Annotated in this window: 22 protein-coding genes and 1 pseudogene; 8 read left to right on the top strand and 15 right to left on the bottom strand. The window is 41.3% G+C overall.

Translation table 11 applies throughout. The features are described from left to right. Positions 1 to 4 precede the first annotated feature (4 nt). The 5 genes and pseudogenes from cas7c to cas2 all read left to right on the top strand — a co-directional run bounded on the left by cas7c (position 5) and on the right by cas2 (position 3,583). Positions 5 to 868: a type I-C CRISPR-associated protein Cas7/Csd2 gene (cas7c, locus tag IHV77_RS01090; RefSeq protein ID WP_228550023.1), complete on the top strand. Its 864-nt coding sequence runs from the start codon at positions 5 to 7 to the stop codon at positions 866 to 868. Next, positions 868 to 1,534, top strand: a pseudogene (cas4, locus tag IHV77_RS01085) (CRISPR-associated protein Cas4). The gene cas7c and the pseudogene cas4 overlap by 1 nt, the downstream one beginning before the upstream one ends. 46 nt (positions 1,535 to 1,580) lie before the next feature. Next, positions 1,581 to 2,192 (top strand): Nmad2 family putative nucleotide modification protein, encoded by a 612-nt coding sequence (locus IHV77_RS01080; RefSeq protein ID WP_194812331.1) that lies wholly within the window; start codon positions 1,581 to 1,583, stop codon positions 2,190 to 2,192. A 17-nt stretch (positions 2,193 to 2,209) separates the two neighbouring features. Then, complete coding sequence (cas1c, locus tag IHV77_RS01075; RefSeq protein ID WP_194812330.1) at positions 2,210 to 3,223, top strand: type I-C CRISPR-associated endonuclease Cas1c; 1,014 nt, start codon at positions 2,210 to 2,212, stop codon at positions 3,221 to 3,223. A 66-nt stretch (positions 3,224 to 3,289) separates the two neighbouring features. Continuing rightward, a complete protein-coding gene (cas2, locus tag IHV77_RS01070; protein WP_194812329.1) occupies positions 3,290 to 3,583 on the top strand; it encodes a CRISPR-associated endonuclease Cas2 in 294 nt (97 codons plus the stop codon). Between the two features lie 552 nt (positions 3,584 to 4,135). Here the strand turns inward: cas2 and yedF are convergent. From yedF to moeA, 4 genes are all read right to left on the bottom strand, one after another. Continuing rightward, positions 4,136 to 4,405 (bottom strand): sulfurtransferase-like selenium metabolism protein YedF, encoded by a 270-nt coding sequence (gene yedF, locus IHV77_RS01065; RefSeq protein ID WP_194812328.1) that lies wholly within the window; start codon positions 4,403 to 4,405, stop codon positions 4,136 to 4,138. Positions 4,406 to 4,435: 30 nt separating this feature from the next. Continuing rightward, positions 4,436 to 5,653: a selenium metabolism membrane protein YedE/FdhT gene (yedE, locus tag IHV77_RS01060; RefSeq protein WP_194812327.1), complete on the bottom strand. Its 1,218-nt coding sequence runs from the start codon at positions 5,651 to 5,653 to the stop codon at positions 4,436 to 4,438. Between the two features lie 234 nt (positions 5,654 to 5,887). Continuing rightward, positions 5,888 to 6,619, bottom strand: a complete 732-nt coding sequence (gene moeB, locus IHV77_RS01055) for a molybdopterin-synthase adenylyltransferase MoeB (RefSeq protein WP_194812326.1) — start codon at positions 6,617 to 6,619, stop codon at positions 5,888 to 5,890. A gap of 2 nt (positions 6,620 to 6,621) precedes the next feature. Then, positions 6,622 to 7,836 carry a molybdopterin molybdotransferase MoeA gene (gene moeA, locus IHV77_RS01050; RefSeq protein ID WP_194812325.1) on the bottom strand — a complete coding sequence of 405 codons (1,215 nt, stop codon included), beginning with the start codon at positions 7,834 to 7,836 and terminating at the stop codon, positions 6,622 to 6,624. A gap of 150 nt (positions 7,837 to 7,986) precedes the next feature. Between moeA and folE the strand changes: the two genes are divergently transcribed. Beyond that, the gene (gene folE / locus IHV77_RS01045) at positions 7,987 to 8,643 is read left to right on the top strand and encodes a GTP cyclohydrolase I FolE (RefSeq protein WP_194812324.1); all 657 of its coding nucleotides are present in this window, start codon (positions 7,987 to 7,989) and stop codon (positions 8,641 to 8,643) included. 56 nt (positions 8,644 to 8,699) lie between these two features. On the opposite strand, the gene IHV77_RS01040 is transcribed toward folE, so the two are convergent. The 7 genes from IHV77_RS01040 to IHV77_RS01010 form a co-directional block, all read right to left on the bottom strand. Next, positions 8,700 to 10,085 (bottom strand): SLC13 family permease, encoded by a 1,386-nt coding sequence (locus IHV77_RS01040; protein ID WP_194812323.1) that lies wholly within the window; start codon positions 10,083 to 10,085, stop codon positions 8,700 to 8,702. Between the two features lie 315 nt (positions 10,086 to 10,400). Continuing rightward, a complete protein-coding gene (gene nrdB / locus IHV77_RS01035) occupies positions 10,401 to 11,531 on the bottom strand; it encodes a class Ia ribonucleoside-diphosphate reductase subunit beta (RefSeq protein ID WP_194812322.1) in 1,131 nt (376 codons plus the stop codon). Between the two features lie 113 nt (positions 11,532 to 11,644). Next, a complete protein-coding gene (gene nrdA, locus IHV77_RS01030) occupies positions 11,645 to 13,915 on the bottom strand; it encodes a class 1a ribonucleoside-diphosphate reductase subunit alpha (RefSeq protein WP_194812321.1) in 2,271 nt (756 codons plus the stop codon). A 271-nt stretch (positions 13,916 to 14,186) separates the two neighbouring features. After that, a complete protein-coding gene (gene dolP / locus IHV77_RS01025; protein WP_194812320.1) occupies positions 14,187 to 14,768 on the bottom strand; it encodes a division/outer membrane stress-associated lipid-binding lipoprotein in 582 nt (193 codons plus the stop codon). 79 nt (positions 14,769 to 14,847) lie between these two features. Then, the gene (locus IHV77_RS01020; RefSeq protein ID WP_194812319.1) at positions 14,848 to 15,432 is read right to left on the bottom strand and encodes a D-sedoheptulose-7-phosphate isomerase; all 585 of its coding nucleotides are present in this window, start codon (positions 15,430 to 15,432) and stop codon (positions 14,848 to 14,850) included. A gap of 14 nt (positions 15,433 to 15,446) precedes the next feature. Continuing rightward, entirely contained in the window at positions 15,447 to 15,806 is a 360-nt protein-coding gene (locus IHV77_RS01015) for a YraN family protein (protein ID WP_194812318.1), read from the bottom strand. A gap of 1 nt (position 15,807) precedes the next feature. After that, positions 15,808 to 17,529 carry a penicillin-binding protein activator gene (locus IHV77_RS01010; protein ID WP_194812317.1) on the bottom strand — a complete coding sequence of 574 codons (1,722 nt, stop codon included), beginning with the start codon at positions 17,527 to 17,529 and terminating at the stop codon, positions 15,808 to 15,810. 77 nt (positions 17,530 to 17,606) lie between these two features. Here IHV77_RS01010 and rsmI point away from each other — a divergent pair, with 77 nt between their 5' ends. Next, the gene (gene rsmI, locus IHV77_RS01005) at positions 17,607 to 18,455 is read left to right on the top strand and encodes a 16S rRNA (cytidine(1402)-2'-O)-methyltransferase (protein ID WP_194812316.1); all 849 of its coding nucleotides are present in this window, start codon (positions 17,607 to 17,609) and stop codon (positions 18,453 to 18,455) included. A 171-nt stretch (positions 18,456 to 18,626) separates the two neighbouring features. Next, a complete protein-coding gene (tldD, locus tag IHV77_RS01000) occupies positions 18,627 to 20,075 on the top strand; it encodes a metalloprotease TldD (RefSeq protein ID WP_194812315.1) in 1,449 nt (482 codons plus the stop codon). 225 nt (positions 20,076 to 20,300) lie between these two features. On the opposite strand, the gene IHV77_RS00995 is transcribed toward tldD, so the two are convergent. The 4 genes from IHV77_RS00995 to potA all read right to left on the bottom strand — a co-directional run bounded on the left by IHV77_RS00995 (position 20,301) and on the right by potA (position 24,249). Continuing rightward, on the bottom strand, positions 20,301 to 21,383 hold the full coding sequence (locus IHV77_RS00995) for an extracellular solute-binding protein (RefSeq protein WP_194812314.1): 1,083 nt from the start codon (positions 21,381 to 21,383) through the stop codon (positions 20,301 to 20,303). A gap of 133 nt (positions 21,384 to 21,516) precedes the next feature. Then, positions 21,517 to 22,287, bottom strand: a complete 771-nt coding sequence (potC, locus tag IHV77_RS00990; protein WP_194812313.1) for a spermidine/putrescine ABC transporter permease PotC — start codon at positions 22,285 to 22,287, stop codon at positions 21,517 to 21,519. After that, on the bottom strand, positions 22,287 to 23,147 hold the full coding sequence (potB, locus tag IHV77_RS00985) for a spermidine/putrescine ABC transporter permease PotB (RefSeq protein WP_194812312.1): 861 nt from the start codon (positions 23,145 to 23,147) through the stop codon (positions 22,287 to 22,289). Before potB ends, potC begins: the two co-directional genes overlap by 1 nt. Then, the gene (potA, locus tag IHV77_RS00980) at positions 23,131 to 24,249 is read right to left on the bottom strand and encodes a spermidine/putrescine ABC transporter ATP-binding protein PotA (RefSeq protein WP_194812311.1); all 1,119 of its coding nucleotides are present in this window, start codon (positions 24,247 to 24,249) and stop codon (positions 23,131 to 23,133) included. Before potA ends, potB begins: the two co-directional genes overlap by 17 nt. Between the last annotated feature and the right edge of the window lie 208 nt (positions 24,250 to 24,457).

Genomic DNA, 24,457 nt, shown 5'->3' with positions numbered 1-24,457 from the left:
TATTATGTCTATTCAAAATCGCTATGAATTTGTCTTTTTCTTTGACGTAACCAACGGCAACCCGAATGGTGACCCTGATGCAGGCAATATGCCGCGTCTTGATCCGGAAACCAGTAAAGGTTTAGTCACCGATGTTTGCTTAAAGCGCAAAATCCGTAATTTTATTGAAGTCAGCAGTGAAAACGAAGCAGGCTTTGAGATTTATGTTAAAGAGAAAAGTGTGCTTAATCTGCAAAACAAACGTGCTTATGAGGCATTAGGTATTGAGCCGGAAGCGAAAAAATTGCCGAAAGATGAAGCGAAAGCCCGTGAAGTTACCGCCTGGATGTGCAAAAACTTTTTTGATATTCGTGCCTTCGGTGCAGTAATGACCACCGAAGTGAATAGCGGACAGGTGAGAGGCCCGGTACAACTGGCATTTGCACAATCTATCGACCCGATTATTCCGCTTGAGGTTTCCATCACGCGAATGGCGGTGACTAACGAAAAAGATTTAGAAAAAGAACGCACAATGGGCCGTAAATATATCGTGCCTTACGCCCTTTACCGTGTTCACGGCTTTATCTCTGCCAAACTTGCTGAAAAAACCGGTTTTTCTGATGAAGACGTGCAAAAACTTTGGCAAGCCTTACAGCTGATGTTTGAACACGACCGTTCTGCCGCACGCGGTGAAATGGCTGCGCGTAAACTGATCGTATTTAAACACGACAGCGAGCTTGGCAATCAACCGGCATATAAACTTTTTGATGCCGTAAAAGTTGAACGCATTAACGGCGAAAAAGACACACCGGCGAAAGGTTATAATGACTATCGTATCAGTGTACAGACGGAAGGCTTAAATGGTGTAACCATTGAAGAATTGCTGTAATGAGCGATTTGCAAAATTCCACAGAAATCTTACCGCTTGCCAAGCCGTCATTGACCAATGACAAGCGGTTAATTTCGCTTTCTGCTTTGCAACATTACGCTTTTTGCCCGCGCCAATGTGCGTTGCTCCATAACGAACAGGCGTGGGCGGAGAATTTTCTGACCGCACAAGGTAGAGCATTACACGAACGGGTGGATTCCGGCGAGCCGGAAGTTCGCAAAGGCATTCGTTTTGAGCGAACGGTTCACGTCTCAGCGGAAAAACTGGGTATTAGCGGTATTTTGGATTTGGTCGAACGAAACCTTAAAACCGATGAATTAAAGCCGGTGGAATACAAACGCGGCAAACCGAAACCCGACCCAATGGACGAAATCCAACTCTGCGCCCAAGCCTTATGTTTAGAAGAAATGACAGGGCAGACGATCAACGAAGGCGCATTATGGTATATGCAAACCCGCCACCGCCTGCCAATCAAGTTTTCCCCTGAATTACGCGCCAAAACGCTTGCGATTATTGATCAAGTGCGGTCACTTTTAAACAGCGGAAAAACCCCCGCTTCCAACCTACCATAAAGGTTGCAAAGCCTGCTCGTTAATTGACTTATGCCAACCGCAGTTGTTAGAGAAGGATAGATCGAAAAGGTATGTGGAGAGGTTGTTTGTGTAAAAATTGAATTACTTAATATATTACTTGGAGTATTAAAAATATGAAGATGATGAGCTACGTTATTCCCTATGACTATGGTTTTGCCCCTAATCCATACGGAGGATATTTAACACTTGCAACGTGTAAACCTAATATAAGAAAGAGTGCATGTATCGGAGATATTATAGCTGCTACGGGGTCTTGCTCTGGATCTTATAAAGATAGATTAATTTATGTTGGTGAAATTTCTGAAATAATAAATATAGATAAATATTTTAAAGATCCTAGATTTGAAATAAAAAAACCAAATAATAAAAATCTATTAAGTATAAGTGGAGATAATATTTATTATAAAGAACGTGATATATGGAGACGGATACCTAGTAAATTTCATGATGATAGTCATATTGCTCATGATTTGAAATCTGATAATGTTTTGATATGTAAAAATTTTTGGTATTTTGGTAATAAAGCCCCAGAAATTCCAAAAGAATTTAAGGAAATTATCAAAAAAGGACCTAACCATAAAAATATAAAGGCAGTAAGCACCATATCAGAATTTATGAATTGGCTTATTTCAGCTTATGAGCAAGGAATAATAGGAAGTCCTAGTAGTCTAGATAATTCAAATTCCTCTAAGAGTAAACAACATTGCTATGATGTTTCAAATAGCTGCTAAAACTTAGGAATTTCTTCATGCGCAAACTCCAAAACACACTCTACATCACCACTCAAGGTAGCTACTTGCATAAAGAACGTGAAACCTTAGTGGTGGAGCAGGAACGAAAAAAGGTGGCACAGTTACCAATCTATTCTATCGGACATATTTTTTGTTTTGGTAATGTGTTGGTCTCGCCGTTTCTGATGGGATTTTGTGGGGAAAATAACGTCAATTTGGCGTTTTTTACGGAAAACGGGCGCTATCTCGGGCGCTTGCAAGGGCGGCAAAGTGGCAATGTGTTGCTGCGCCGGGCGCAATATAAGGTGTCGGAGCAAAATCCTGTGCCGATTGCTCGCCATATTATCGCGGCGAAAATCCAAGCCTCTAAGCGAGTGCTGCAACGACAGATTCGCAATCACGGTGAAAATGCGGATCTTCAATCTGCCATTACAGCGTTAAATTACAGTTTGCGACAGTTGGAAATCGCGCACAATTTGGATTTGATTCGCGGGATTGAAGGCGATGCGGCTTCTCGCTATTTTGGGGTATTTTCGCATTTGATTAAAGCAAATAGCGGGTTTCATTTTGACGGGCGCAATCGCCGTCTGCCACGAGATGGTGTCAATGCGTTGTTGTCGTTGCTGTACAGCATTGTAGGTAAGGATATCAGCGGGGCATTGCAAGGTGTGGGCTTAGATCCGCAAATCGGTTTTCTGCACGCTGATCGTCCTGGGCGAGACAGTCTGGCGCAAGATATTCTGGAAGAATTTCGTGCTTGGTGGGCAGATAGAATGGTATTGTCGCTGATTAATCGAGGGCAAATTAAACCGGATGATTTTGTGACGGAAGCCGGCGGAGCAGTGATGCTTAAGCCTGAGGCGAGAAAGTTATTGTTTCAGACATTGCAGGTGAAAAAGCAAGAAAAAATTACGCATCCCTTTTTAGGGGAAGAAGTGGAAATCGGCTTGTTGCCTTATATTCAGGCGATGTTATTGGCTCGCCATCTGTGCGGTGATTTGGCTGAATATCTACCCTTTTTAATGCGTTAGTCTTTGCAAAATGTTGTTGAAATTTGACCGCACTTTTCGACTTCACTTATTGGGAAATAGTTAGATATGCTGATGTTAATTACCTATGATATTTCATTCAACGACCCGGAAGGGCAAAAACGCCTACGTCAAATTGCCAAGCATTGTTTAGATTATGGTGTGCGAGCTCAATATTCGGTGTTTGAGTGTGATGTTACACCTGATCAATGGGTTAAACTAAAAAATAAATTACTGGCAACTTATAACCCGGATTGTGACAGCTTACGCTTTTACCATTTGGGAAGTAAATGGCGTAATAAAGTGGAACATCACGGCGTAAAACCTGCCGTCGATATTTTCAAAGATACATTGATTCTATAGATCGCTAACCTGTAGTTCTCATTAAAATGGAGTAGGATTAGCGAATCGAAAAAATTCTTTAACAATCAAATAATTAGAAAAAATAGCATAACGATTCTGGTGAATACGCTATACTTTTTTTGACTTCCTATAAACCGTTAGCGAATAACGGGTAATAAAGTTTGGTATTTCAATATTTTATTTTATAGGGGGCAGCTGCTTCGCGCAGCTGTGAGTTGAAACTTAGAGGTGAAAACAGAGTAGAAACTAAAATTATGCAGCTGCTTCGCGCAGCTGTGAGTTGAAACCAATTCGCAAGTGTAGATGAAGATAAATTGAGTTGCAGCTGCTTCGCGCAGCTGTGAGTTGAAACGCTCCCCTGTATTTGAGGTGAAGGCTTTGTCATCGGCAGCGGCTTCGCGTAGCTGTGAGTTGAAATATTACTATCTGTCTATTTCTTAATCAACGAAGTATAACTTACCGGATAATTAGTATCTATTAGCCAATAAGAAAATCTACCCTTAATCAGTTAATAATATTTAAGCTTTGAGGGTGGATTTTCTTTAGTATTTATTATCGTTGAATTAAATAACGTAATTTTGTTCCGTCTTGTTCAACGCTTAATAAGGTATAACCGTGGTTTTTGGTGTCCACCGGGATATTATTGATAGATTGTGCGCAATCACTCAATAATTCCAATATTTCGCCTTTTTGAAGTTGCGGCATGGTTTCTAGCATCACGATTGCCGGGTAAGGGCAGGGTTCACCAAGGGTGTCTAAGGTGTAATCCGGTGTAATATCTTTCGGATCTTTATCTAATTTTTGTATAACAGTAAATGCCATATTAAGTCCTCTTTATTTATGAAGAATAAATTATGCGCCACAGCCATTTTGTGCGGCGATTTTCGCTTTTGCTTTGGCAAGGAAACGGCGTTCCCACCATACAACGGCAATTAAGCAAAGAATAAGTAAGCCGTAGTTGACTAATAAGCCGCCAACAGGTCCAAAGGATTTCAAGAGATTAAGTTTTTCATAGTCAAGTGCTAACGCAGGGGCTATATCGTCCCATACGTAGGCGAGATAGGTTGATCCGACAACATTGCCTAAACCAACCCACATAAAATGGACTTGACCTTCCATTGAACGATACATCCAACCGGTTTCGCATCCACCGGCAAGTACGATACCAAAACCGAATAATAGCCCGCCGATAATGGCATTCGGTCCCGCCCACATAATTTTAGGGGATACGCCGAGTTGGATATAACTGAATACGCCAATTGTACCGACCAAAATCCCGAAAATAATCGCTTTTGCCATATAGGCACGACCGGTTACCCATAAATCACGGAAAGCCGAAGTAAAGCAGATTTGCGCACGTTCAATCAATAAGCCGAATGCTAGACCGCAAAGCATCGCAAAACCGAGCTTAATTGATTCTGTCATCACATAGAGAGAAGTGATGAGATAGGCAAAAAAGATGATCATTCCAATCCAAAAACGGCGTTGTGCTTGTTTAGGATCGGTTTCTTTTAATTTTGCCGCGCCTTTTTTCAGTTCCAGTTTTACCCGAAATATAGGAAGTAATGTCACTTTTACGCCGACATAAGTACCCACTGCGGTGGCAATAGTAAAGAACCAAGCGTGAACGGAAAATTGCGGAATACCGGTAAAGAGTGAGGCAAGATTACATCCCATCGCTAAACGTGCGCCGAAACCTGCCAATGCACCGCCGATTAAGGCTTGTACGATACGGCGTTTATGCGGTTGATTACGCCATTTTACGTTGTTTGCCCATAATGCGGCAGAAATACAGCCGGCAAACATTCCGAGAATCATTACGCCATCAATTCGGGTGAAAATCGTCCCTTGCATACCAATGATTTGGTAATAGTTCCATTCGGATACGTCAACACCAAGTGCTTGTAGGGCATGTCCGCCCCAACGGGTAAATTCGCCGGTTACCGCCCAGTAAGTGCCGGTAACGCCGAAATAATAAGCGGAAAGCAGACCGGCAGCAATAACCGCAGCCACGGGATTCCAATATTTAATAAGATAATTTTGTTTGAATTGTTGCAAAATCTCTTTCATATTTTTCCTTAGATTAGCATAGAGAATTAAATTAAAACCTATGCAAAACCGCCAACCGAACAGAGTACAAAGAGTACGGCGTGCAGTTGATATTTTTAAATTTAATTCGCTATAAATGAAAAGATTTGCAAGAAGGGTATAAAATGAAGTCAAAAAATGGGTTGAGCGTTCATTATCCTATACACAAAACTTGCGACATAAGACAAATGGTTTGTCAGGGCGGTGATGATAACATTATTTAAAATTAATAGGCAATTTAATTTCTCTTATTTTCATCGTCATTCCATCAATCAGGAGTAATCGTCCGCATAAATTCTCGCCGATATTTAACCGCACTTTAATAGCTTCCAACGCTTGAATCGAACCTATCATTCCCACTATTGGGGCAAGCACTCCGGCTTCAACGCAACTCAGTGTATTTTGTCCGAAAAGTTGGCTGAGATGACGATAGGTTGGTGTATTTGGGGCATAAGTAAACACCGAAATCTGCCCTTCCATACGAATGGCTGCACCGGAAACGAGCGGAATTTTTGCTTTCTCGCATTGGCGATCCAGTTGATCGCGAATATCTACGTTATCGGTGCAATCCAAAATCACATCAAAGTGCGGTATGATTTCCGCGAGTTTTTCTTCGTTCAATTTGGCGTTGATCGTGTTGATTTCAATATGCGGATTGATTTGCTCCAGTGCTATTTTGGCGGAATTCACTTTGGGCATATTAAGCCGTGTATCGCAATGTAAGATTTGGCGCTGTAAATTCGAAAGCGAAACTATGTCGAAATCTAACAGCGTTAGATGTCCCACGCCTGCGGCGGCGAGGTATTGAGCGGCGGCACAGCCCAAGCCACCTAAGCCCACGATCAGCATTTTGCTTTCTTTGAGTTTTTCTTGTCCGTCAAAATCAACGGCTTTTAGAATGATTTGGCGATTGTAGCGCAATTCTTCTTCGTAACTGAGTTCAGCCATTTTTATCCCAATAAATGATTAAAAGGTTCTATCGTAACGGTTTCGCCTGCTGCCACGTTGCCGCGATCTTGTTCTAACACAATAAAACAGTTACTTTTCAGAAATGCACTGAATAAATGAGATCCTTGGAATCCAATAGGTTTAACTTCAATTTGCCCTTGTGCATTGAGCCAATAAAAACCGCGCTGAAAATCTAAACGACCCGGTGCTTTTTTTAAATTCGTGGCGGCGATGGCGGAAAAGTGCGGTGGTTTTTTCCATTGTTTTTGTCCTTGCAACTTTGTGATAAGCGGCTGAACGAGCTGGTAAAAGGTGACTAAGGCAGAAACAGGATTACCCGGTAAACCGCAGAACCACGCATTTTTAAGTTTGCCAAATGCAAAAGGTTTGCCCGGTTTGATTGCTAATTTCCAAAAATTCACTTGACCGACTTTTTCTAGCACTGTTTTAGTGAAATCCGCTTCCCCGACAGAAACGCCACCGCTGGTAATGACAAGATCCGCTTGTTTTTGCGCAGAGATAAAGGCTTTTTCAAACTCGGATTCATTATCGGGTAATAAGCCGAAATCAATCACATCACAATGCAATTTTTCCAGTAATAATTTGACGGTAAAACGGTTCGTATCATAGATTTGTCCGGTTTGCAGCGGTTTGCCTACTTCAATAAGTTCATCACCGGTGGAAAGTACGGCAACTTTTAAACGGGGGTAGCATTTCACCTCGGCGATACCAAGGGAAGCCAATAATGGCAACGAAACCGCATTTAATTTCTCGCCTTGTTCAAGTACCACTTCACCTTTTTTTACATCTTCCCCAACGCGACGAATATTCTGACCGGATTTCGGCAATTCGCTGAAGGTTACCGAGCCGTCATCATTGAGCGTAACCTGTTCTTGCATCACCACGGCATCAGCCCCTTCCGGAATCATTGCTCCCGTCATAATTCTGATTACGCTTTTCGCTTTCCATTCACCTTTGAATGGATTTCCGGCGAAGGATTTTCCTGCAACCGAAAGAGTGAGTGATTGCTGTAGATCCGTTAGCCGTACAGCGTAACCGTCCATCGCAGAGTTATCAAAAGAGGGAACATTAATCGGCGAAATAACATTTTCTGCACAAATACGATTGGCGGCATTTTGCAAGTTGAGGGTTTCCGTTTTCGTTGGAAAAGGCAGTTGTTCGAGCATCTGCGCACGTGCTTGATCCAAAGTGAGCATAAAAAAACTCCTTATTTGATAAAAATTGTCGATTATTGTAGTCCGAAAGGCTAAAAAACTAAAGATTTCATTTCGTTAAGTAATTTTTCTCATTTTACGATCCGATTATCCTTTGCTAGAATACCGCATCATTTTTTAGGAAAGACTGTTATGAACGAAATTTCACCTGATGCGCTTAGTGTGCGTACTGCCTTGATCGAAAAAGGCATTGAAACCCCAATGATTGATCTTACACAAGATAAAGACGGACGTCGTGTCGGAATTGCCAAACATATGCGTGAGGTGATGGCATTGATCGGGTTGGATCTGCGTGATGACAGTTTAGAAGAAACCCCGAATCGCTTAGCGAAAATGTTTATTGATGAAATTTTTAGCGGAATGGATTACGCCAATTTCCCGAAAATGACGAAAATCAAAAATCAAATGAAAGTAAGCGAGATGGTGCAAGTAAACGATATTACGCTCACCAGCACTTGTGAACATCATTTTGTGACCATCGATGGCAAAGTTTGCGTAGCATATTATCCGAAAGATTGGGTGATCGGGTTGTCGAAAATAAACCGCATTGTTTCTTTTTTCGCACAACGTCCACAAGTGCAAGAACGCTTAACGGAGCAACTTCTTACCGCATTTCAAACCATTTTAGAAACCGATGATGTGGCGGTGTATGTGAAAGCCACACATTTTTGCGTGAAAGCTCGAGGGATTAAGGATACGCACAGCTATACCGTTACTTCCGCTTATGGGGGTGTTTTCTTAGAAGATCGTGATACACGTAAAGAGTTTTTGGCTACGGTTCAAAAATAAAAAACACAACGAAAATCGACCGCACTTTGATGAAGTGCGGTCGATTTTTATGAAGTTTAGAGCCAAAGGAAATAAGCTAAGCCACCGATAATGGCGATGCAGAATAAATTTAGAATAAATCCCACTTTTGCCATATCAATTTGTTTCACATTACCGGTTGCAAATACAATGGCATTTGGCGGGGTGGCAATCGGCAGCATAAAGGCACAACTTGCACCGCAGGCGATAATACCTGCGAGCGCAATAGGCGGTAAATTCATTGATTGTGCAACGGAGATGACAATCGGCATAATTAAGGCTGCACTGGCGGTGTTTGAAGTAAATTCAGTGAGGAAAATAATAAAAGCCGTTAGCACAAAGCAAAGCACCCAAAGCGGTTTGGTTTGAACGAAAGAGACGATACTATCCGCCATAATTTTACTTGCACCCGAATCTTTCATCACAATGCTGAGTGTTAAACCGCCGCCGAATAATACTAATACCCCCCATTCCACACGATCTTGAATCTCTTTCCAACTTGCGACACCGGAAATGCAGATGACGATCACGACACAAAGTGCGATGACGGTATCAAAATTTTCAATTTTTTTCGGTAGTTCAAGAAATGCCGTCAGCCAAGGATTAATTAAAGAGCTGAAAAGCAACATTATCGCCATTGCGATAAAAATCATTAAAGTGATGATATTTTTTCGGTTAAAACTCACTTTTTCGATAGTCGGATTAAATTCAATATTAAAGTCGGGACGTAATACCACCCATAATGCCAAAATCATAGAGGGGAGTAATAACAGCATAACAGGGAAGCCATAGCCTAACCATTCGGTGAAAGTGACAGAAATTTGTGAGGCAAGAATGGCATTTGGTGCGCTCCCCACCAGAGTACCTATACCGCCGATACTTGCGCTGAACGCCATACCAAGTAAGACGAAAGCGTAGAGCCGATGATTTTTCGCGGCGTTGATACCTTTTAACATTCCAATGGTGAGCGGTAACATCATTGCGGCAACGGCGGTGTTGTTGATCCACATCGAAAGGAAGGTGGTGACACCGAATAAATAAGCCACGGATAATTTCAAATTCCCTTTGGCAAGGCGAATGATGTAGTTGGCAATGATTTTATCAAGATTTTGAATTTGTAATACCGCAGCGACCACAAACCCACCGAAGAACATATAAATAATCGGTGTAGAGAAGGGAGCAAGGGCTTTTTGTGTATTAATTAGTCCTAAACCAATTGCGAGTACCGGTACCATGAGTGAGGTAACCGTAATATTAAACGCCTCTGTCAGCCATAAAACACCGATGAAAATCAAAAGTGCCAACCCTCGATTTTCTTGAGCTGAAAAAGGCAACACTTTAATTAGCACAAGCATTAAAATGAAGTCTAAAGCAAGGATGATGAAGCTTTTATATTTAAAAAGAAATGTTGTTTGATGTTGCATAAAGATACTCCCTATAAGAAAGAGTATTTGTAAGTATCATTTATTGAACTTTTTAGCAACAACTTTTTAACAAGATTATGATGGGCTGTAAGGCTTTAAGTTGTTTTGAAGAGAAAAGTGCGGTCGTTTTTCTTAATGTTTTAATACAAAGGTGCGTTGAGTTTGCGCAACGTACCGGTTCATCATCAAACCTTGTTAATTGGTGCGTTACGGCTTTGCCTAACCGCACCCTACAGTGATTGTGCAACTGATACATAATATCGAAAAAACGACCGCACTTTTTATCTTCATTCGCAGGAATAAAGCGGCGATTTCTTAAAGATCAAAGTCGCCAAAATCATTGGTATCGACTTTGGAATCAATTTGACCGACAAGGTAAGAACTGACTTCCACTTCTTGCGGAGCAACCTGTACATTATCGGAAACAAGCCAGGCATTGATCCAAGGAATCGGGTTTGAACGTGCTTGGAACGGCAGTGGTAAACCGACCGCCTGCATACGAATATTGGTGATATATTCTACGTATTGCACCAAAATATCTTTATTTAGTCCGATCATTGAGCCGTCTTTAAAAAGATAATCCGCCCATTCTTTTTCCTGTTCTGCCGCAGCAACGAATAAATCATAGGCTTCTTGTTTGCATTCTTCGGCAATTTCCGCCATTTCAGGATCGTCTTGACCGGCTGCCATAATATTTAAAATGTGTTGAGTACCGGTTAAATGTAGGGCTTCATCACGTGCGATAAATTTGATAATTTTCGCATTACCTTCCATTAATTGACGTTCCGCAAAAGCGAAAGAGCAAGCAAAAGATACATAGAAACGAATGGCTTCTAAAGCGTTTACGCTCATTAAGCAAAGGTAAAGTTGTTTTTTCAAATTACGTAAGGTAACGACACATTCTTTGCCATCTACGGTGTAAGTGCCTTCGCCGTATAAGCCGTAAAGTTGGCTATCACGGATTAAGTCATCGTAGTAGGAAGAAATATCTTTTGCGCGTTTAATAATTTCTTCGTTTGTAACGATGTCGTCAAATACGATAGAAGGATCATTCACGATATTACGGATAATGTGTGTGTAAGAACGGCTGTGAATGGTTTCAGAGAACGTCCAAGTTTCGATCCAAGTTTCCAATTCAGGAATGGAAACCAGCGGCAACAACGCCACGTTCGGGCTTCTTCCTTGAATGGAATCTAACAAGGTTTGATATTTTAAGTTGCTGATGAAAATATGTTTTTCGTGTTCTGGCAATGCGGCGTAGTCGATACGATCTTGCGACACATCCACTTCTTCCGGACGCCAGAAGAAGGAAAGTTGTTTTTCAATGAGTTTTTCAAAGGTCTCATATTTTTGTTGATCGTAACGCGCAACATTAACGTTTTGACCAAAGAACATCGGTTCTTTTAATTGGTCGTTTTTGGTTTGTGAGAAAGTGGTGTATGCCATATCTCTTCTCCTTAAATGTAGTGGCGTATCCTATTATACGCTGATTACTTGTATTGATATTTTAAGGGGGTATGTAATACGCCCTTACAATGTTAAAGATTGAAAGTAAATTCTTAAATCTTACAAGCCCCACCGGCGCAGCCGTCATCAAGATCTTCTTGAGCATCTTCGGCGCCGTCTCGGGTGTTTTGGTAGTAAAGGGTTTTTAAGCCGTATTTGTAAGCGGTTAATAAATCTTTCAGCAACACTTTCATCGGTACTTTGCCGTCTTCAAAACGCTTCGGATCATAGTTGGTGTTGGCGGAAATGGCTTGATCTACGAATTTCTGCATAATGCCCACTAAATGTAAGTAGCCATCGTTGTTTGGAATATCCCAAAGTAATTCGTAGCTATCACTCAGGCTTTCATAATCCGGTACAACCTGTTTTAGAATACCGTCTTTAGAGGCTTTCACACTCACATGACCGCGTGGTGGTTCGATGCCGTTTGTGGCGTTAGAAATCTGTGATGAGGTTTCTGACGGCATTAATGCGGTAAGGGTTGAGTTACGTAAACCGAATTCTTGAATCTCTTTGCGTAAGGTTTCCCAATCATAATGCAAAGGTTCTTGGGTGAGGCCATCAATATCTTTTTTATAGGTATCAATCGGCAAGATACCTTGTGCATAAGTGGTTTGATTGAAATATTCGCACGCACCTTGTTCCTTCGCCAAGTTCATTGACGCTTTCAATAGGTAATACTGAATGGCTTCAAAAGTGCGGTGGGTTAAATCGTTTGCGCTACCATCTGAATAACGTACGCCATTTTTGGCTAAATAGTAGGCATAGTTAATCACGCCGATACCTAACGAACGGCGGGCGAGTGAGCTGCGTTTGGCCGCAAGAATAGGGTAGTCTTGATAGTCTAAAAGCGCATCTAATGAACGTACGGCAAGATCTGCTAATTCTTCTAGCTCATCAAGGTCTTCAATTTTGCCTAAGTTAAATGCTGAAAGCGTGCAAAGAGCGATTTCACCATTTTCATCGTGAATATGGGTTAATGGTTTGGTCGGCAAGGCGATTTCTAAACATAAGTTAGATTGACGAATCGGTGAGACCGCCGGATCGAACGGAGAGTGGGTATTACAGTGATCCACGTTCTGAATGTAAATACGACCTGTTGAAGCACGTTCTTGCATTAACAATGAGAAAAGTTCTACCGCTTTTACGCTGCGTTTACGAATATTCGGATCTTGTTCGTATTTAACGTAAAGTTCTTCAAATTTATTTTGATCCGCAAAGAATGCTTCATAAAGCCCCGGTACGTCTGATGGACTAAATAGGGTAATATCACCGCCTTTAATTAAGCGTTGATACATCAATTTATTTAATTGCACACCGTAATCCATATGGCGAACACGGTTGTCTTCCACACCACGATTATTTTTCAATACGAGTAGGCTTTCGGATTCTAAATGCCATAACGGATAATAAACCGTTGCAGCACCACCGCGTACACCGCCTTGCGAACAAGATTTTACTGCCGTTTGGAAGTATTTATAGAACGGAATACAGCCGGTATGGAAAGCTTCACCGCCACGGATTTCACTGCCTAAGGCACGGATTGCACCGGCATTGATACCGATTCCCGCCCGCTGTGAAACGTATTTCACAATCGCAGAAGCGGTTGCGTTAATAGAATCTAAGCTATCGCCACATTCGATTAATACGCAAGAGCTGAATTGACGGGTAGGCGTACGAACGCCCGCCATGATTGGTGTCGGAAGCGAAATTTTAAAAGTGGAAGTGGCGTCATAAAAACGTTTTACGTAATCTAAACGAGTTTCTGTCGGATATTTTGAGAATAAGCTTGCCGCGACTAATAAATAGAGAAATTGTGCCGATTCATAGATTTCGCCTGTTACACGGTTTTGGACGAGGTATTTCCCTTCGAGTTGTTTCACGGCGGCGTAAGAGAACGTCATATCACGCCAGTGATCGATGAAACCGTCCATTTCATCCCATTCCTCCCGAGTGTAATCGTCTAAAAGTGCGTGATCGTATTTCCCCATACGCACGAGCTTTTTCACGTGATCATATAAACGAGGCGGATCAAAATGACCATAGGCTTTTTTACGTAAATGGAAAATCGCCAAACGAGCGGCAAGATACTGATAATCCGGTGAATCTTTACTGATCAAATCCGCGGCGGCTTTAATGATCGTTTCGTGAATATCGGAAGTTCGAATACCTTCATAAAATTGAATGTGAGAACGTAATTCTACCTGTGAAACGGAAACGTTATCCAATCCTTCTGCCGCCCAAGTAATTACGCGATGAATTTTATCGAGGTTGATTTGTTCTTGCGTGCCGTCACGCTTGGTTACCATTAAGCTTTTATTCATAGTCCGTAGCCTTGTTGTTAGGATAAAGTTTAAACACAAGATATTGTGTTTGGAAAAGAATGGCACACAAGATAATGTGTTTTATTAGTCGAATCAAGTGATAAATTTTTTCCTTGAATTATTGACAAAAGGTAAGTTATTTAAAAACAAATACTTTTTAGAAAATTGTAAATTTATGAATTTTTGCTTGAAAAAATACAAAAAGTGCGGTCGAAAATACAGGAGATTTTCAACCGCACCTTGATAGGTAAAATCGTTAGTTTTAGAAAAATTAATTCAAATATTTGAATACTTTTACCACTTTTTGTACGCCGCTAATTCTGCTCGCGATATCTGCCGCCGCATCAGCTTGTGATTGGGTCACGTTGCCTAACAGAAATACTTCGCCGTTTTCAGTGATAACTTTCACATCGGTGGTTTTTACACGATCATCAATAAGCATTTTTGATTTCACTTGTGTAGTGATCCAACTGTCTTTAGTGATTTGACCGATGGTGATTTTGGCGCCTGTGCGTAATTCATTGTAAACATCAGTAACGCCTTCCACACCTTTTGCCAACTCGGTTGCGGTTTGTTTTGCGCTTTCATTTGGTACTTGACCGATTAATAATACGCGTCCGCTGTAAGAAACGGCATTTACTCGCCCTTCAGAATCAATTTGTTCATCTTTATCAACCGCATTTTCTACTTTTATCTCAAGGGTTTCATCGTCCAGTTGAGTACCCATTGTGCGAGGGTCCGTTGCCACTTTAGTGCCTGCCGCCGCTCCGCCAAGTACTGCGGCAACACAGCCTTGTAACATAACCGTGGTGCCTAATATAAATGCCAGTTTTTTGAATGAGGTTAATTGCATAGTCATCTCCTTTATGTCAACGAATTAGTCACTTAGTCAAAGAATTTGCAAAATAGTTTGGCGATGAATAGGCATTCTGTCAAGCCCTTGGAAATAAAGCCTGATCAATGAGTTCGCAAATCGCATTAATGACAAACAAATGATTTTCTAAAATACGACTTTCTTTATTGGTTGGAATGGAAATTTCGAGATCATTTTCAGCCAATAATCCCTGAATCGCATCATTATTTGAGCCGGTTAAGACAATAACGCCGATTTCTTTACTTACCGCATTGGCAATCGTGTTTAGTACGGCTTTTTCTGAGCCGAGCGGTGCAAAGGCAAGGAGTAAATCGCCCGGTTTTGCAATGGCATTAAATTGATGCAGATAGAGATTTTCCGCTAAATGATCAAAAACTAATGAAGAACCGACCGCACTTTCGAGACTTAATAGCACGGAAGGGAAACTCGGGCGTTCAATATCATAGCGATTAAGTAAATTGGATACTAAGAATTGTGCGTTTGCATAAGAACGTTTAATGCCGCAAGCAATCACTTTATTGCCGCCGAGTAAGCATTGAATGACTTTTTGGCTGGCATTGGCGATATTTTCTGTGAGTAAACTGGATGCGGAAATTTGAATTTGAATGCTTTCGCTGTAAATATCTTTAACGTTTTGTAACATAGTTGAAAGTAAAATTAATCAAGAAAATTAGGAATCCATTGAATATCTTGTGCATTTTTGCCGAAAGCTATGAGATCAAAACGACAATCGGCATCTTCTAAACTCAGATCACGCTCGGCAAGCCAAAGATTGGCGGCATCAAGCCATTTTTGCTGCTTTCGCCAATCTACGCTATCCACCGCAGAGCCGAAACTTGAATGAGAACGTTGGCGAACTTCCACAAATACAATGGTCTGCTTGTCTTGCATAATAAGATCAAGTTCACCGCATTTGAAATTTTGATTTGCCGCAATAAAACGCAAGCCTTTTGATTCCAAAAAAAGGCGGGCTTGCTGCTCAAAGCCCGCACCTTGTTGACGTTTTAAAGAAAACATATTAATTGCTGATAGGGACGATGTTGCCGTCTTGATATTGGAACCAGGTCATATCGCGTTCCACATTACAGTTCGGCCCTGCGCTTAACACGCCGGTTAAACCGCTTAATTGATAGCCCGGAACTTGGCGTAATTCATTAAAGTGATTGATTAATAACCACGCATCCGCCCCCATTGCATATAAACGCATTAATTGATATTCACCACCGGTTGACCCCGCTACTTTTTGATATTGTTCGGAGGTGGATTCTTTAAAGAAGGGAATATCACTAAATTGTACGCCGTTCATCTGTGCGATATATTCGGCTGAATTGCTCGCCGCATTAGAACGTGAGCTGGCATAGATTTTCACATTTAGCGTACTGTTAGCAAGATAACCTTTTATTTCGGCTAACTCATCAGGATTGGCGACCACATAAAGTGCGGTTGAATTTGCCCCGTTTTCTTGGAAGAAGTAAGGCACATCCGCCGGCAAATTATAATAACGGATGTTCGCGTCTCTTGAAGCTAATTGCTGCCAACGAACATTAAACGCATTACCGACTCGCTGACCTAATTCGCTTTGCGGCATTGCCACGACAGGATTACGTATGCCGTCATCCCACATTTTGTTTGCTGCGGATTCCGCTTCATCTTCCGGTGATAAGCCGTAGTAACACATTTGACTAATTGCGCGTGCATTTGGCGTAGCATTTAGCGCTAATACATCAATGCCTTGTACGGAAGCAGGATTGGCGATGATCGCATCCACATTTTGCTTAAGTAGCGGCCCCACTAGGGCTTTGATCCCCGATTGTTTCGCTTGTGTAATAATCTCATCAATAGAATGCGTGGAAGAGTCAAAAATCTGCACCGGAATCGCGGAGTTGCCTTTGGCATCATTAAAACCGGAGAGAATCGTACTACCTAAAATTTGACCGTCACCGCTAACCGGTAATACCAAACCGATTTGAGCTAAATTGGTTTGTTGGAAATTTAATAAACTTTGCAATTCTTTTGGAAAAAGTGTTGCCGCTGCGTGATTCGGATAGGCGGCTTTCCAATTTTGTAATGCTTGGCTTAGTTGTACAGGCTGGCGAATATTATCATTATATGCTTTGATTAACGTGAGCCAACCGCCTAATGCCGCATCACCTTCATCCGAAGTATTATTGATGACACCTGTATTTGCCGAACGTAATAATGCCCAACTTTTATCTACGTTTTCTTGACGACGTTGCACATCGGTAAGGTTTTTATCCATTTTGATACGGGCTTTTACCGCTTCAATCACATCTTTGCGATTTTCAGCTACGGTTGCTTGCGTTTCGTAATAGCGTGCTTTTTGTGATGGGCTGAGCTTATTTAAATCAATTAAGCGTAATTGACTTTCGGCAATTTCATTTGCCCCTTTGGCGGCAGACAGTCGGGCTTCAATTAAAGAGCGGTCAAGTTTTTGTGCATCGTTTAATTCCCCGAGCTCCGATAAAATCGCTTCGGATTGTGCCATTTTATTTTCTGCGATGAATGCCCGTGCGGCGAGTAATTTATAGGTTTCTCTATCTTCTGTATTTTGGGTTTGTTCTAATTTGTTCATATAAAATTCAGAACTGGCATTGGCATCACGTTGTAGGGTTTCCGTGAAACTGCTACCGAATAAATTTGAACAACCGGCTAACGCCACAGATAATAAAATCGGCATTAAACGTTTTTTAAAACGACTGCCTTGTAATAGAATAGACATATTCGCTTTTGCTCCGTTATGAATGAGTCAATAATGAGGGCGATCTTACTTATCTCGAATCTTAAAAGCAAACAAAAATGAATGATCTAATCGGAATTTTATACATCGTAGCGACCCCCATCGGCAATTTGCAAGATATTACCCAACGGGCTTTGGATACCTTTTCGCAAGTGGATTTAATCGCTGCGGAAGACACGCGGCACAGTGGCTTGTTGCTAAGTCACTATGGGATCAAAAAGCCGTTTTTTGCTTTACATGACCATAATGAACAAGAAAAAGCCCATATTTTGGTAGAAAAACTTAAACAGGGTACAAACATCGCCTTGATTTCTGATGCGGGTACCCCTTTAATCAGTGATCCCGGTTTTCATTTGGTTCGTCAATGTCGTGAGGCAGGTGTTCGTGTCGTGCCTTTACCGGGCGCTTGTGCTGCTATTACCGCACTTTGCGCTTCGGGAATCGCTTCGGATCGCTTTTGTTTTGAAGGATTTCTACCGGCGAAAACAAAGGCGCGTAAAGATAAATTGGAAAACGTAGCGGAAGAAGACCGCACTTTGATTTTTTATGAATCAACCCATCGCATTTTGGAGACCCTTACGGATATGCAAGAAGTGCTGGGTGAAGATCGATACGTGGTGTTGGCACGTGAAATCACGAAAACCTGGGAAACGATAAGCGGCGACACGATTAAAAATTTACGAAAATGGCTCGTTGAAGATCCAAATCGCACGAAAGGTGAAATGGTGTTGGTTGTGGAAGGAAAAACAAAATCTCATCAAGAGGAGGCATTTTCACCGCAGGCCGTTAAAGCGCTCAGTTTAATTGCCCAAGAATTACCGCTCAAAAAAGCGGCGGCAATTGTTGCGGAATTGTACGGCTATAAAAAAAATGCGTTATATCAGTTCGGATTGGATAATTTTAAATAATATCTTTTATTTTGTTCGGCTCGCATGAAAGCAGGATTATTTAAGTTTTATACACTTGCGATAAAATATCGAAAAATTTGACCGCTCTTTTCCTCCGTTTTTATGATTAATCTATAAGCGGAAAGGGTTGGAGAACGACATACATAGAATTTTATACATTTCGGAGAACAAATGTTAAATCAAGTTTCAAATACTTTACTTACCCCAAGTAATTTATCTACTAAAGAATTACTCAATATTTTTGATTTAATGTCGCACCGCAATATTGATTATGCGGATTTATATTTTCAACTTAGCCAGGACGAAAATTGGGTATTGGAAGACGGCATTATTAAAGAGGGAGGATTTCATATTGATCGTGGGGTAGGCGTACGTGCGGTGTCCGGTGAGAAAACCGGTTTTGCCTATTCGGATCAAATTAATCTTATTTCGCTGCAACAATGTGCCAATGCGGCAAAGGGAATTGCTCAGCCTCAACAAGGCAATATCATTGTGCCGAAAGCATTGAATAAGATAAATCCGATTCGCCGCTATGCGGCAATTAACCCTTTGGAAAGCCTCTCTAAAGAGAAAAAAATAGAATTGTTGCATCTGGTTGATCGCACTGCTCGTGCAGAGGATAAACGGGTTACACGGGTTTCTGCGGGGTTAAGTTCGGTTTACGAAGAAGTGCTGGTTATGGCTACGGACGGAACTTTAGCCGCGGATATTCGTCCGCTTGTGCGTTTATCCATTTCAGTATTGGTGGAAGAAGACGGCAAGCGTGAGCGTGGTAGTTGTGGTTCCGGCGGTCGTTTTGGTTTGGATTGGTTTTTTGAGGTTATTGACGGTGATATTCGAGCGGTGAATTTCGCCAAAGAAGCTGTTCGACAAGCATTAGTTAATTTAAATGCCGTTGCCGCACCGGCGGGATTAATGCCCGTTGTACTGGGGGCCGGTTGGCCGGGAGTATTATTGCATGAGGCCGTTGGACACGGGCTAGAAGGGGATTTTAATCGTAAAGAGAGTTCGCTTTTTACCGGTAAAATCGGGGAATTGGTTACTTCACCACTTTGTACTATTGTTGATGACGGCACTATTGCTCATCGCCGAGGTTCTCTCACCATTGATGATGAGGGCGTGCCCAGCCAATACAATGTATTAATTAAGGAGGGTATTTTGCAGGGGTATATGCAAGATAAGATGAACGCCCGCCTTATGGGAGTGAAACCGACAGGTAACGGCAGACGTGAATCTTATGCCCATTTACCAATGCCACGTATGACAAATACATATATGCTGGCAGGGCAGAGCCGCTTTGATGATTTGATTGCCTCGGTGGATCGTGGTATTTATGCCCCGCACTTCGGTGGCGGACAAGTGGATATTACTTCCGGTAAATTTGTGTTCTCAACTTCAGAGGCTTATCTTATTGAAAAAGGGAAAATCACCAAACCGGTAAAAGGCGCAACATTGATTGGTAGTGGAATTGAAGTGATGCAGAAGATTTCGATGGTTGCGGATAAAAGCGAATTGGATTTAGGCATCGGCGTTTGCGGTAAAGACGGACAAAGCGTACCGGTTGGCGTGGGACAACCCGCACTGAAAATTGATGAAATTACGGTGGGCGGGACAAATTAATCTTTCAATAAGCCTTTGCTTATAACGACAATATGGTGAAATAAATTGATAAAGAAAGAGCGGTCAAAAATTTGAGAGATTTTGACCGCTCTTATTGTTTATGATATTAAATTAGCTATTGTAGGGTATGATTAGAAAAGTAGGGTGGGCAACTTGTTGCCCACCATTGAAATTCCTTTTTGAATCGGTGGGCAAAAATTTGCCCACCCTACGTATTTAATAGGATTATTTAGCCGCTTTTAACTCTTGGTAGTATTGTTCGTAGTATTGAATCGCATCACCTACGTCATCTTGCCAGTAGCTGTTTTTTAACACTTCGGCAGTCGGGTAGATTGAAGGATCTTCGGTAATTTCTTTCGGCAATACTTTTTTGGCTTCAACGTTTGCTGTCGGGTAGCCAATCGCTAAGGTTAATTTCTCAGCTGCTTTTGCACCTAACATATAGTTGATAAGTTTGTGCGCACCATCAGGATTTTTAGAAGTCGCAGGAATTGCGAGCGTATCAACCCAAAGCACAGGACCTTCTTTCGGGAATACCATATTCAGCGGTGCTTGTTCTTTTTTCGCAATACGCACGGAACCGTTCCACAATTGACCTAATTCAACTTCACCTGAAATGAAAGAGTTTGCAGGATTGTCAGAATTAAAAGAAAGTACGTTTGGACGTAATTTCAATAATTCTTCATAGGCTTGTTTGATGATCGCAGGATCTTGCGTGTTTGGATCTTGACCGATTTTTAATAATGCGATGTTGAATACTTCACGGGCATCATCTAATAATTGCACTTTATTCGCAAATTCAGGTTTCCATAAATCACCCCAAGAGGTAAATTCCGAACCTTTATAAGTATCGGTATTGAATGCAATACCCGGTGCACCTAATAGTTGCGGTAATGAATATTTGTTACCTTTATCATAAGGTTTATCAAGCCAATCAGGATCTAATTCTTTAATTACAGGTAATTTGTTGTGATCAAGTTCTTTTAACATACCTTCACGTGCCATTTTAGACACAAAGTAGTTAGACGGTGCTATCACATCATAACCGCCGGCTTCGCCTTGGGTTTTGAGTTTTGCATACATAGTTTCATTCGATTCAAGGCTTGAAACGATGACTTTGATACCGGTTTCTTTTGTGAATTCATCTAAAAGACCGTCCGGCACATATTCTGTCCAAGTATAGAGATACACAGTATCATTAGCAGTAGCCGGTGCACTGGTTGTTGCTGACTTGCTTTCTTTGTCGTTACAAGCTGTTAAGGTTGCAGCTACTAAACCGGCAGTAATTAAACCTGCGAATTTTTTCATTTTTGTTTGTTCTCCGTAAAGAGTATCGTAAAAAAACCACCTGCCGAATGGCAGGCATAAAAAAACGCCTTGATTGTGCGTCAAGGCGTATTTTATTTGATATTCAAAGGTTTGTGAAACCTTTTATTCTCTCTTAGTGATTATTTTTACGTGTGATTAACTGGCTTAGAATCACCAATGCTAACGAAAGTATGATCATAATCGTTGCAAGGGCATTCACTTCAGGTGTTACACCGGTTTTCACTAAGGAGAAGATACGCAATGGTAAAATCTCGTAACTCACACCGCTTACAAAAGAGGAAACCACAACATCATCTAATGAAATGGTAAAGCTTAGCAACCAACCTGAAATGACTGCCGGTAAAGCAAGCGGAAGGATAATTTTACGCAAAATGGTTAATTCGCTTGCACCTAAATCTTTCGCCGCTTCTAACATTTTTGCATCAAAACCGTTTAAGCGTGAGAAGATGGTTACCGTCACATAAGGCAAACAGAAAGTAACATGTGCCAATAATAGCGACCAGAAACCTAGCGAAATTCCTACCACCATAAATAATGCAAGTAAGGAAACCGCCATAACGATATCCGGCGACATCATCACGATAAATAGCATTCCGCTTACGGCTTGTTTACCACGGAAACGATAACGATAAAGCGCAATAGCCGTTAATCCGCCCACGATAGTAGCTAATGTTGCCGCAAAAAATGCGATAGTTACGGAGTGGATTGCCGCTTGAATTAAGGTGTCATTGTTAAATAAACGTTCATACCAGTTCCAACTAAATCCTTTCCAGTTTAATCCGTAGCGGTCGGCATTAAAGGAATTTGTCACTAAGATAATAATTGGGATATACAAATAAGCGTATACCACAAACATAAATACATTACGCAGTAAACGGCTCATTATTCTAACTCCACTTTCTTATTCAATAGTTTATTGGCACGATAGTAAACGAAAATCAACAACGCCATTAAAATGGTTAAGCCGATACTGATTGCAGAACCGAACGGCCAGTTACGGGAAATTAAGAACTCACTCTTAATAACATTACCCACAAGTAATACTTTTGCACCGCCAAGTAAGTCTGCCACATAGAACATTCCCATTGCCGGCAACAATACCAATAGACAGCCTGCAACAATACCCGGCATTGTGAGCGGCAGAATAACTCGGAAGAAACGCTGAACTGCATTTGCACCTAAGTCTTTTGCCGCTTCCAATAAGCGACCGTCCAATTTTTCAATGGCGGAATAAAGGGGCAGAATCATAAATGGTAACAATAAGTAAACCAAACCGATAATTACGGCAACTTCCGTATTTAAAATACGAATAGGTTCGCTCAAAATGCCCATATCCATCAGCATTGTGTTCAAGACCCCTTTTACGCCGAGAAACACTTTCAACCCGTAAATACGAATCAGCGAGTTTGTCCAGAAAGGCAAAACCACAAGGAACAATAAGAGCGGTCGATATTTCGGGTTTATTTTGCTTACCATAAAGGCAAACGGATAGCCGATCAACAAGCAAATAATGGTGGCAATGCCCGACATATACAAAGAATTCCACACTACTTGCGCATAAAGCGGATTAAACAAGTTGGTGTAGTTTTCAATCGTAATCGGGAATGAATAAAAGTTGCTACCGTCTCGGGTTAAAAAACTTACGGCTAAAACCAATAAATTTGGAATCAGCACAAAGAAGATGAGCCAACCGAAGATAATCGCAACAGTAATTTTCTGAAATTTATTATTGATTATCTTCATCGTTGAGTACAACCTCCCAACCTTCGTGCCATGTAATGCCTACACGCTGTCCTACACTGTGATCCATATGCGGATCATCTTCATTAAAGAATTCACTTACTAAAACACGCATACCATTGTGATCAAATTCTACCGTCGATTCCAATGTCATACCTTTATAAGTGCGGTCAATAACGTGGCCGATTATTGCTTTGGACTGCTCGTTTTCATCTAATTCTTCGATTACGATATCTTCAGGACGAAGTAGCACCTGAAGTTTTTGATCTTTTTCCACTGCCATATCGGTGTAAATATCACATATACGACCTTCCACATTGGCAAGAACCACATTTTCGGATTTACGCTCGATTACAGTTGCTTCAAACACATTAATTTCACCGATAAAGCGAGCAACAAATAGGTTTGCGGGTTCTTCATAAATCTCACGTGGAGAGCCGTCTTGTGCAATTTTTCCTTTACGTAATAATACGATTCGATCGGACATCGTGATCGCTTCTTCTTGATCGTGTGTTACGAAAATAAAGGTAATGCCCAATTGGCGTTGCAAAACTTTAAGTTCGTATTGCATTTGCTTACGTAATTTATAGTCCAATGCGGATAAAGATTCATCAAGCAACAAAACTTTAGGTTTATTTACCACTGCGCGGGCAATAGCAATACGTTGTTGTTGACCGCCTGATAATTGAATCGGTTTGCGATCCGCCATTTCTTCCAGTTGCACCATACGTAATGCTTCCAACACGCGAGGCTTAATTTCCGCCTCCGGCACTTTCTGCATACGTAAACCAAAAGCCACGTTTTCAAAAATGGTCATATGTGGAAACAGGGCATAACTTTGGAAGACCGTATTAATATGACGTTTTTCCGCCGGTACATCGGTGATGTCTTCACCATCCAAAATAATATGACCTGAATCTAATTCTTCTAAGCCCGCCAACAAACGCAGCACCGTGGTTTTACCACAGCCGGAAGGGCCAAGAATCGTAACGAATTCACCGTTATTAATGGTTAAATTGAAATCGTTAATAATGGTGTTGGAACCGTAGGATTTTTTGATAGAACGAAGCTCGATAATAGGCTTGTTTTGAACCGAATTTTCCACTAGCTTTGGTTTTCTCCCTAATTTCACCAATGATTTGGTACTGAGTAGAAACAAAAACCTGCAAGAATGCAGGGACGACATAAAACAGGTGCGTATAATATAGCGAATTGTCAATAATGCCAAGGATTTAATGTTCATTGCAAGAAAAAAATTGCCCCTTAAAAAAACGAGGAGAAAACCGACCGCACTTTAGGAAGGTTTCTTTATT

This window comes from Rodentibacter haemolyticus (assembly GCF_015356115.1).
GTDB classification, from domain to species: Bacteria; Pseudomonadota; Gammaproteobacteria; order Enterobacterales; family Pasteurellaceae; genus Rodentibacter; species Rodentibacter haemolyticus.
Note: the sequence above shows the minus strand (reverse complement) of the source record. Positions and strands in the feature narration are given on the sequence as shown.

Coding starts and splice junctions, on each gene's coding strand:
- nrdA (WP_194812321.1), bottom strand. CDS start 13,915: ATGAATAAAAGCTTAATGGTAACCAAGCGTGACGGCACGCAAGAACAA.
- cas2 (WP_194812329.1), top strand. CDS start 3,290: ATGCTGATGTTAATTACCTATGATATTTCATTCAACGACCCGGAAGGG.
- yedE (WP_194812327.1), bottom strand. CDS start 5,653: ATGAAAGAGATTTTGCAACAATTCAAACAAAATTATCTTATTAAATAT.
- IHV77_RS01020 (WP_194812319.1), bottom strand. CDS start 15,432: ATGTTACAAAACGTTAAAGATATTTACAGCGAAAGCATTCAAATTCAA.
- IHV77_RS01010 (WP_194812317.1), bottom strand. CDS start 17,529: ATGTCTATTCTATTACAAGGCAGTCGTTTTAAAAAACGTTTAATGCCG.
- tldD (WP_194812315.1), top strand. CDS start 18,627: ATGTTAAATCAAGTTTCAAATACTTTACTTACCCCAAGTAATTTATCT.
- potC (WP_194812313.1), bottom strand. CDS start 22,287: ATGAGCCGTTTACTGCGTAATGTATTTATGTTTGTGGTATACGCTTAT.
- nrdB (WP_194812322.1), bottom strand. CDS start 11,531: ATGGCATACACCACTTTCTCACAAACCAAAAACGACCAATTAAAAGAA.
- IHV77_RS01040 (WP_194812323.1), bottom strand. CDS start 10,085: ATGCAACATCAAACAACATTTCTTTTTAAATATAAAAGCTTCATCATC.
- moeB (WP_194812326.1), bottom strand. CDS start 6,619: ATGGCTGAACTCAGTTACGAAGAAGAATTGCGCTACAATCGCCAAATC.
- yedF (WP_194812328.1), bottom strand. CDS start 4,405: ATGGCATTTACTGTTATACAAAAATTAGATAAAGATCCGAAAGATATT.
- cas1c (WP_194812330.1), top strand. CDS start 2,210: ATGCGCAAACTCCAAAACACACTCTACATCACCACTCAAGGTAGCTAC.
- folE (WP_194812324.1), top strand. CDS start 7,987: ATGAACGAAATTTCACCTGATGCGCTTAGTGTGCGTACTGCCTTGATC.
- cas7c (WP_228550023.1), top strand. CDS start 5: ATGTCTATTCAAAATCGCTATGAATTTGTCTTTTTCTTTGACGTAACC.
- potB (WP_194812312.1), bottom strand. CDS start 23,147: ATGAAGATAATCAATAATAAATTTCAGAAAATTACTGTTGCGATTATC.
- moeA (WP_194812325.1), bottom strand. CDS start 7,836: ATGCTCACTTTGGATCAAGCACGTGCGCAGATGCTCGAACAACTGCCT.
- dolP (WP_194812320.1), bottom strand. CDS start 14,768: ATGCAATTAACCTCATTCAAAAAACTGGCATTTATATTAGGCACCACG.
- IHV77_RS01080 (WP_194812331.1), top strand. CDS start 1,581: ATGATGAGCTACGTTATTCCCTATGACTATGGTTTTGCCCCTAATCCA.
- IHV77_RS00995 (WP_194812314.1), bottom strand. CDS start 21,383: ATGAAAAAATTCGCAGGTTTAATTACTGCCGGTTTAGTAGCTGCAACC.
- IHV77_RS01015 (WP_194812318.1), bottom strand. CDS start 15,806: ATGTTTTCTTTAAAACGTCAACAAGGTGCGGGCTTTGAGCAGCAAGCC.
- rsmI (WP_194812316.1), top strand. CDS start 17,607: ATGAATGATCTAATCGGAATTTTATACATCGTAGCGACCCCCATCGGC.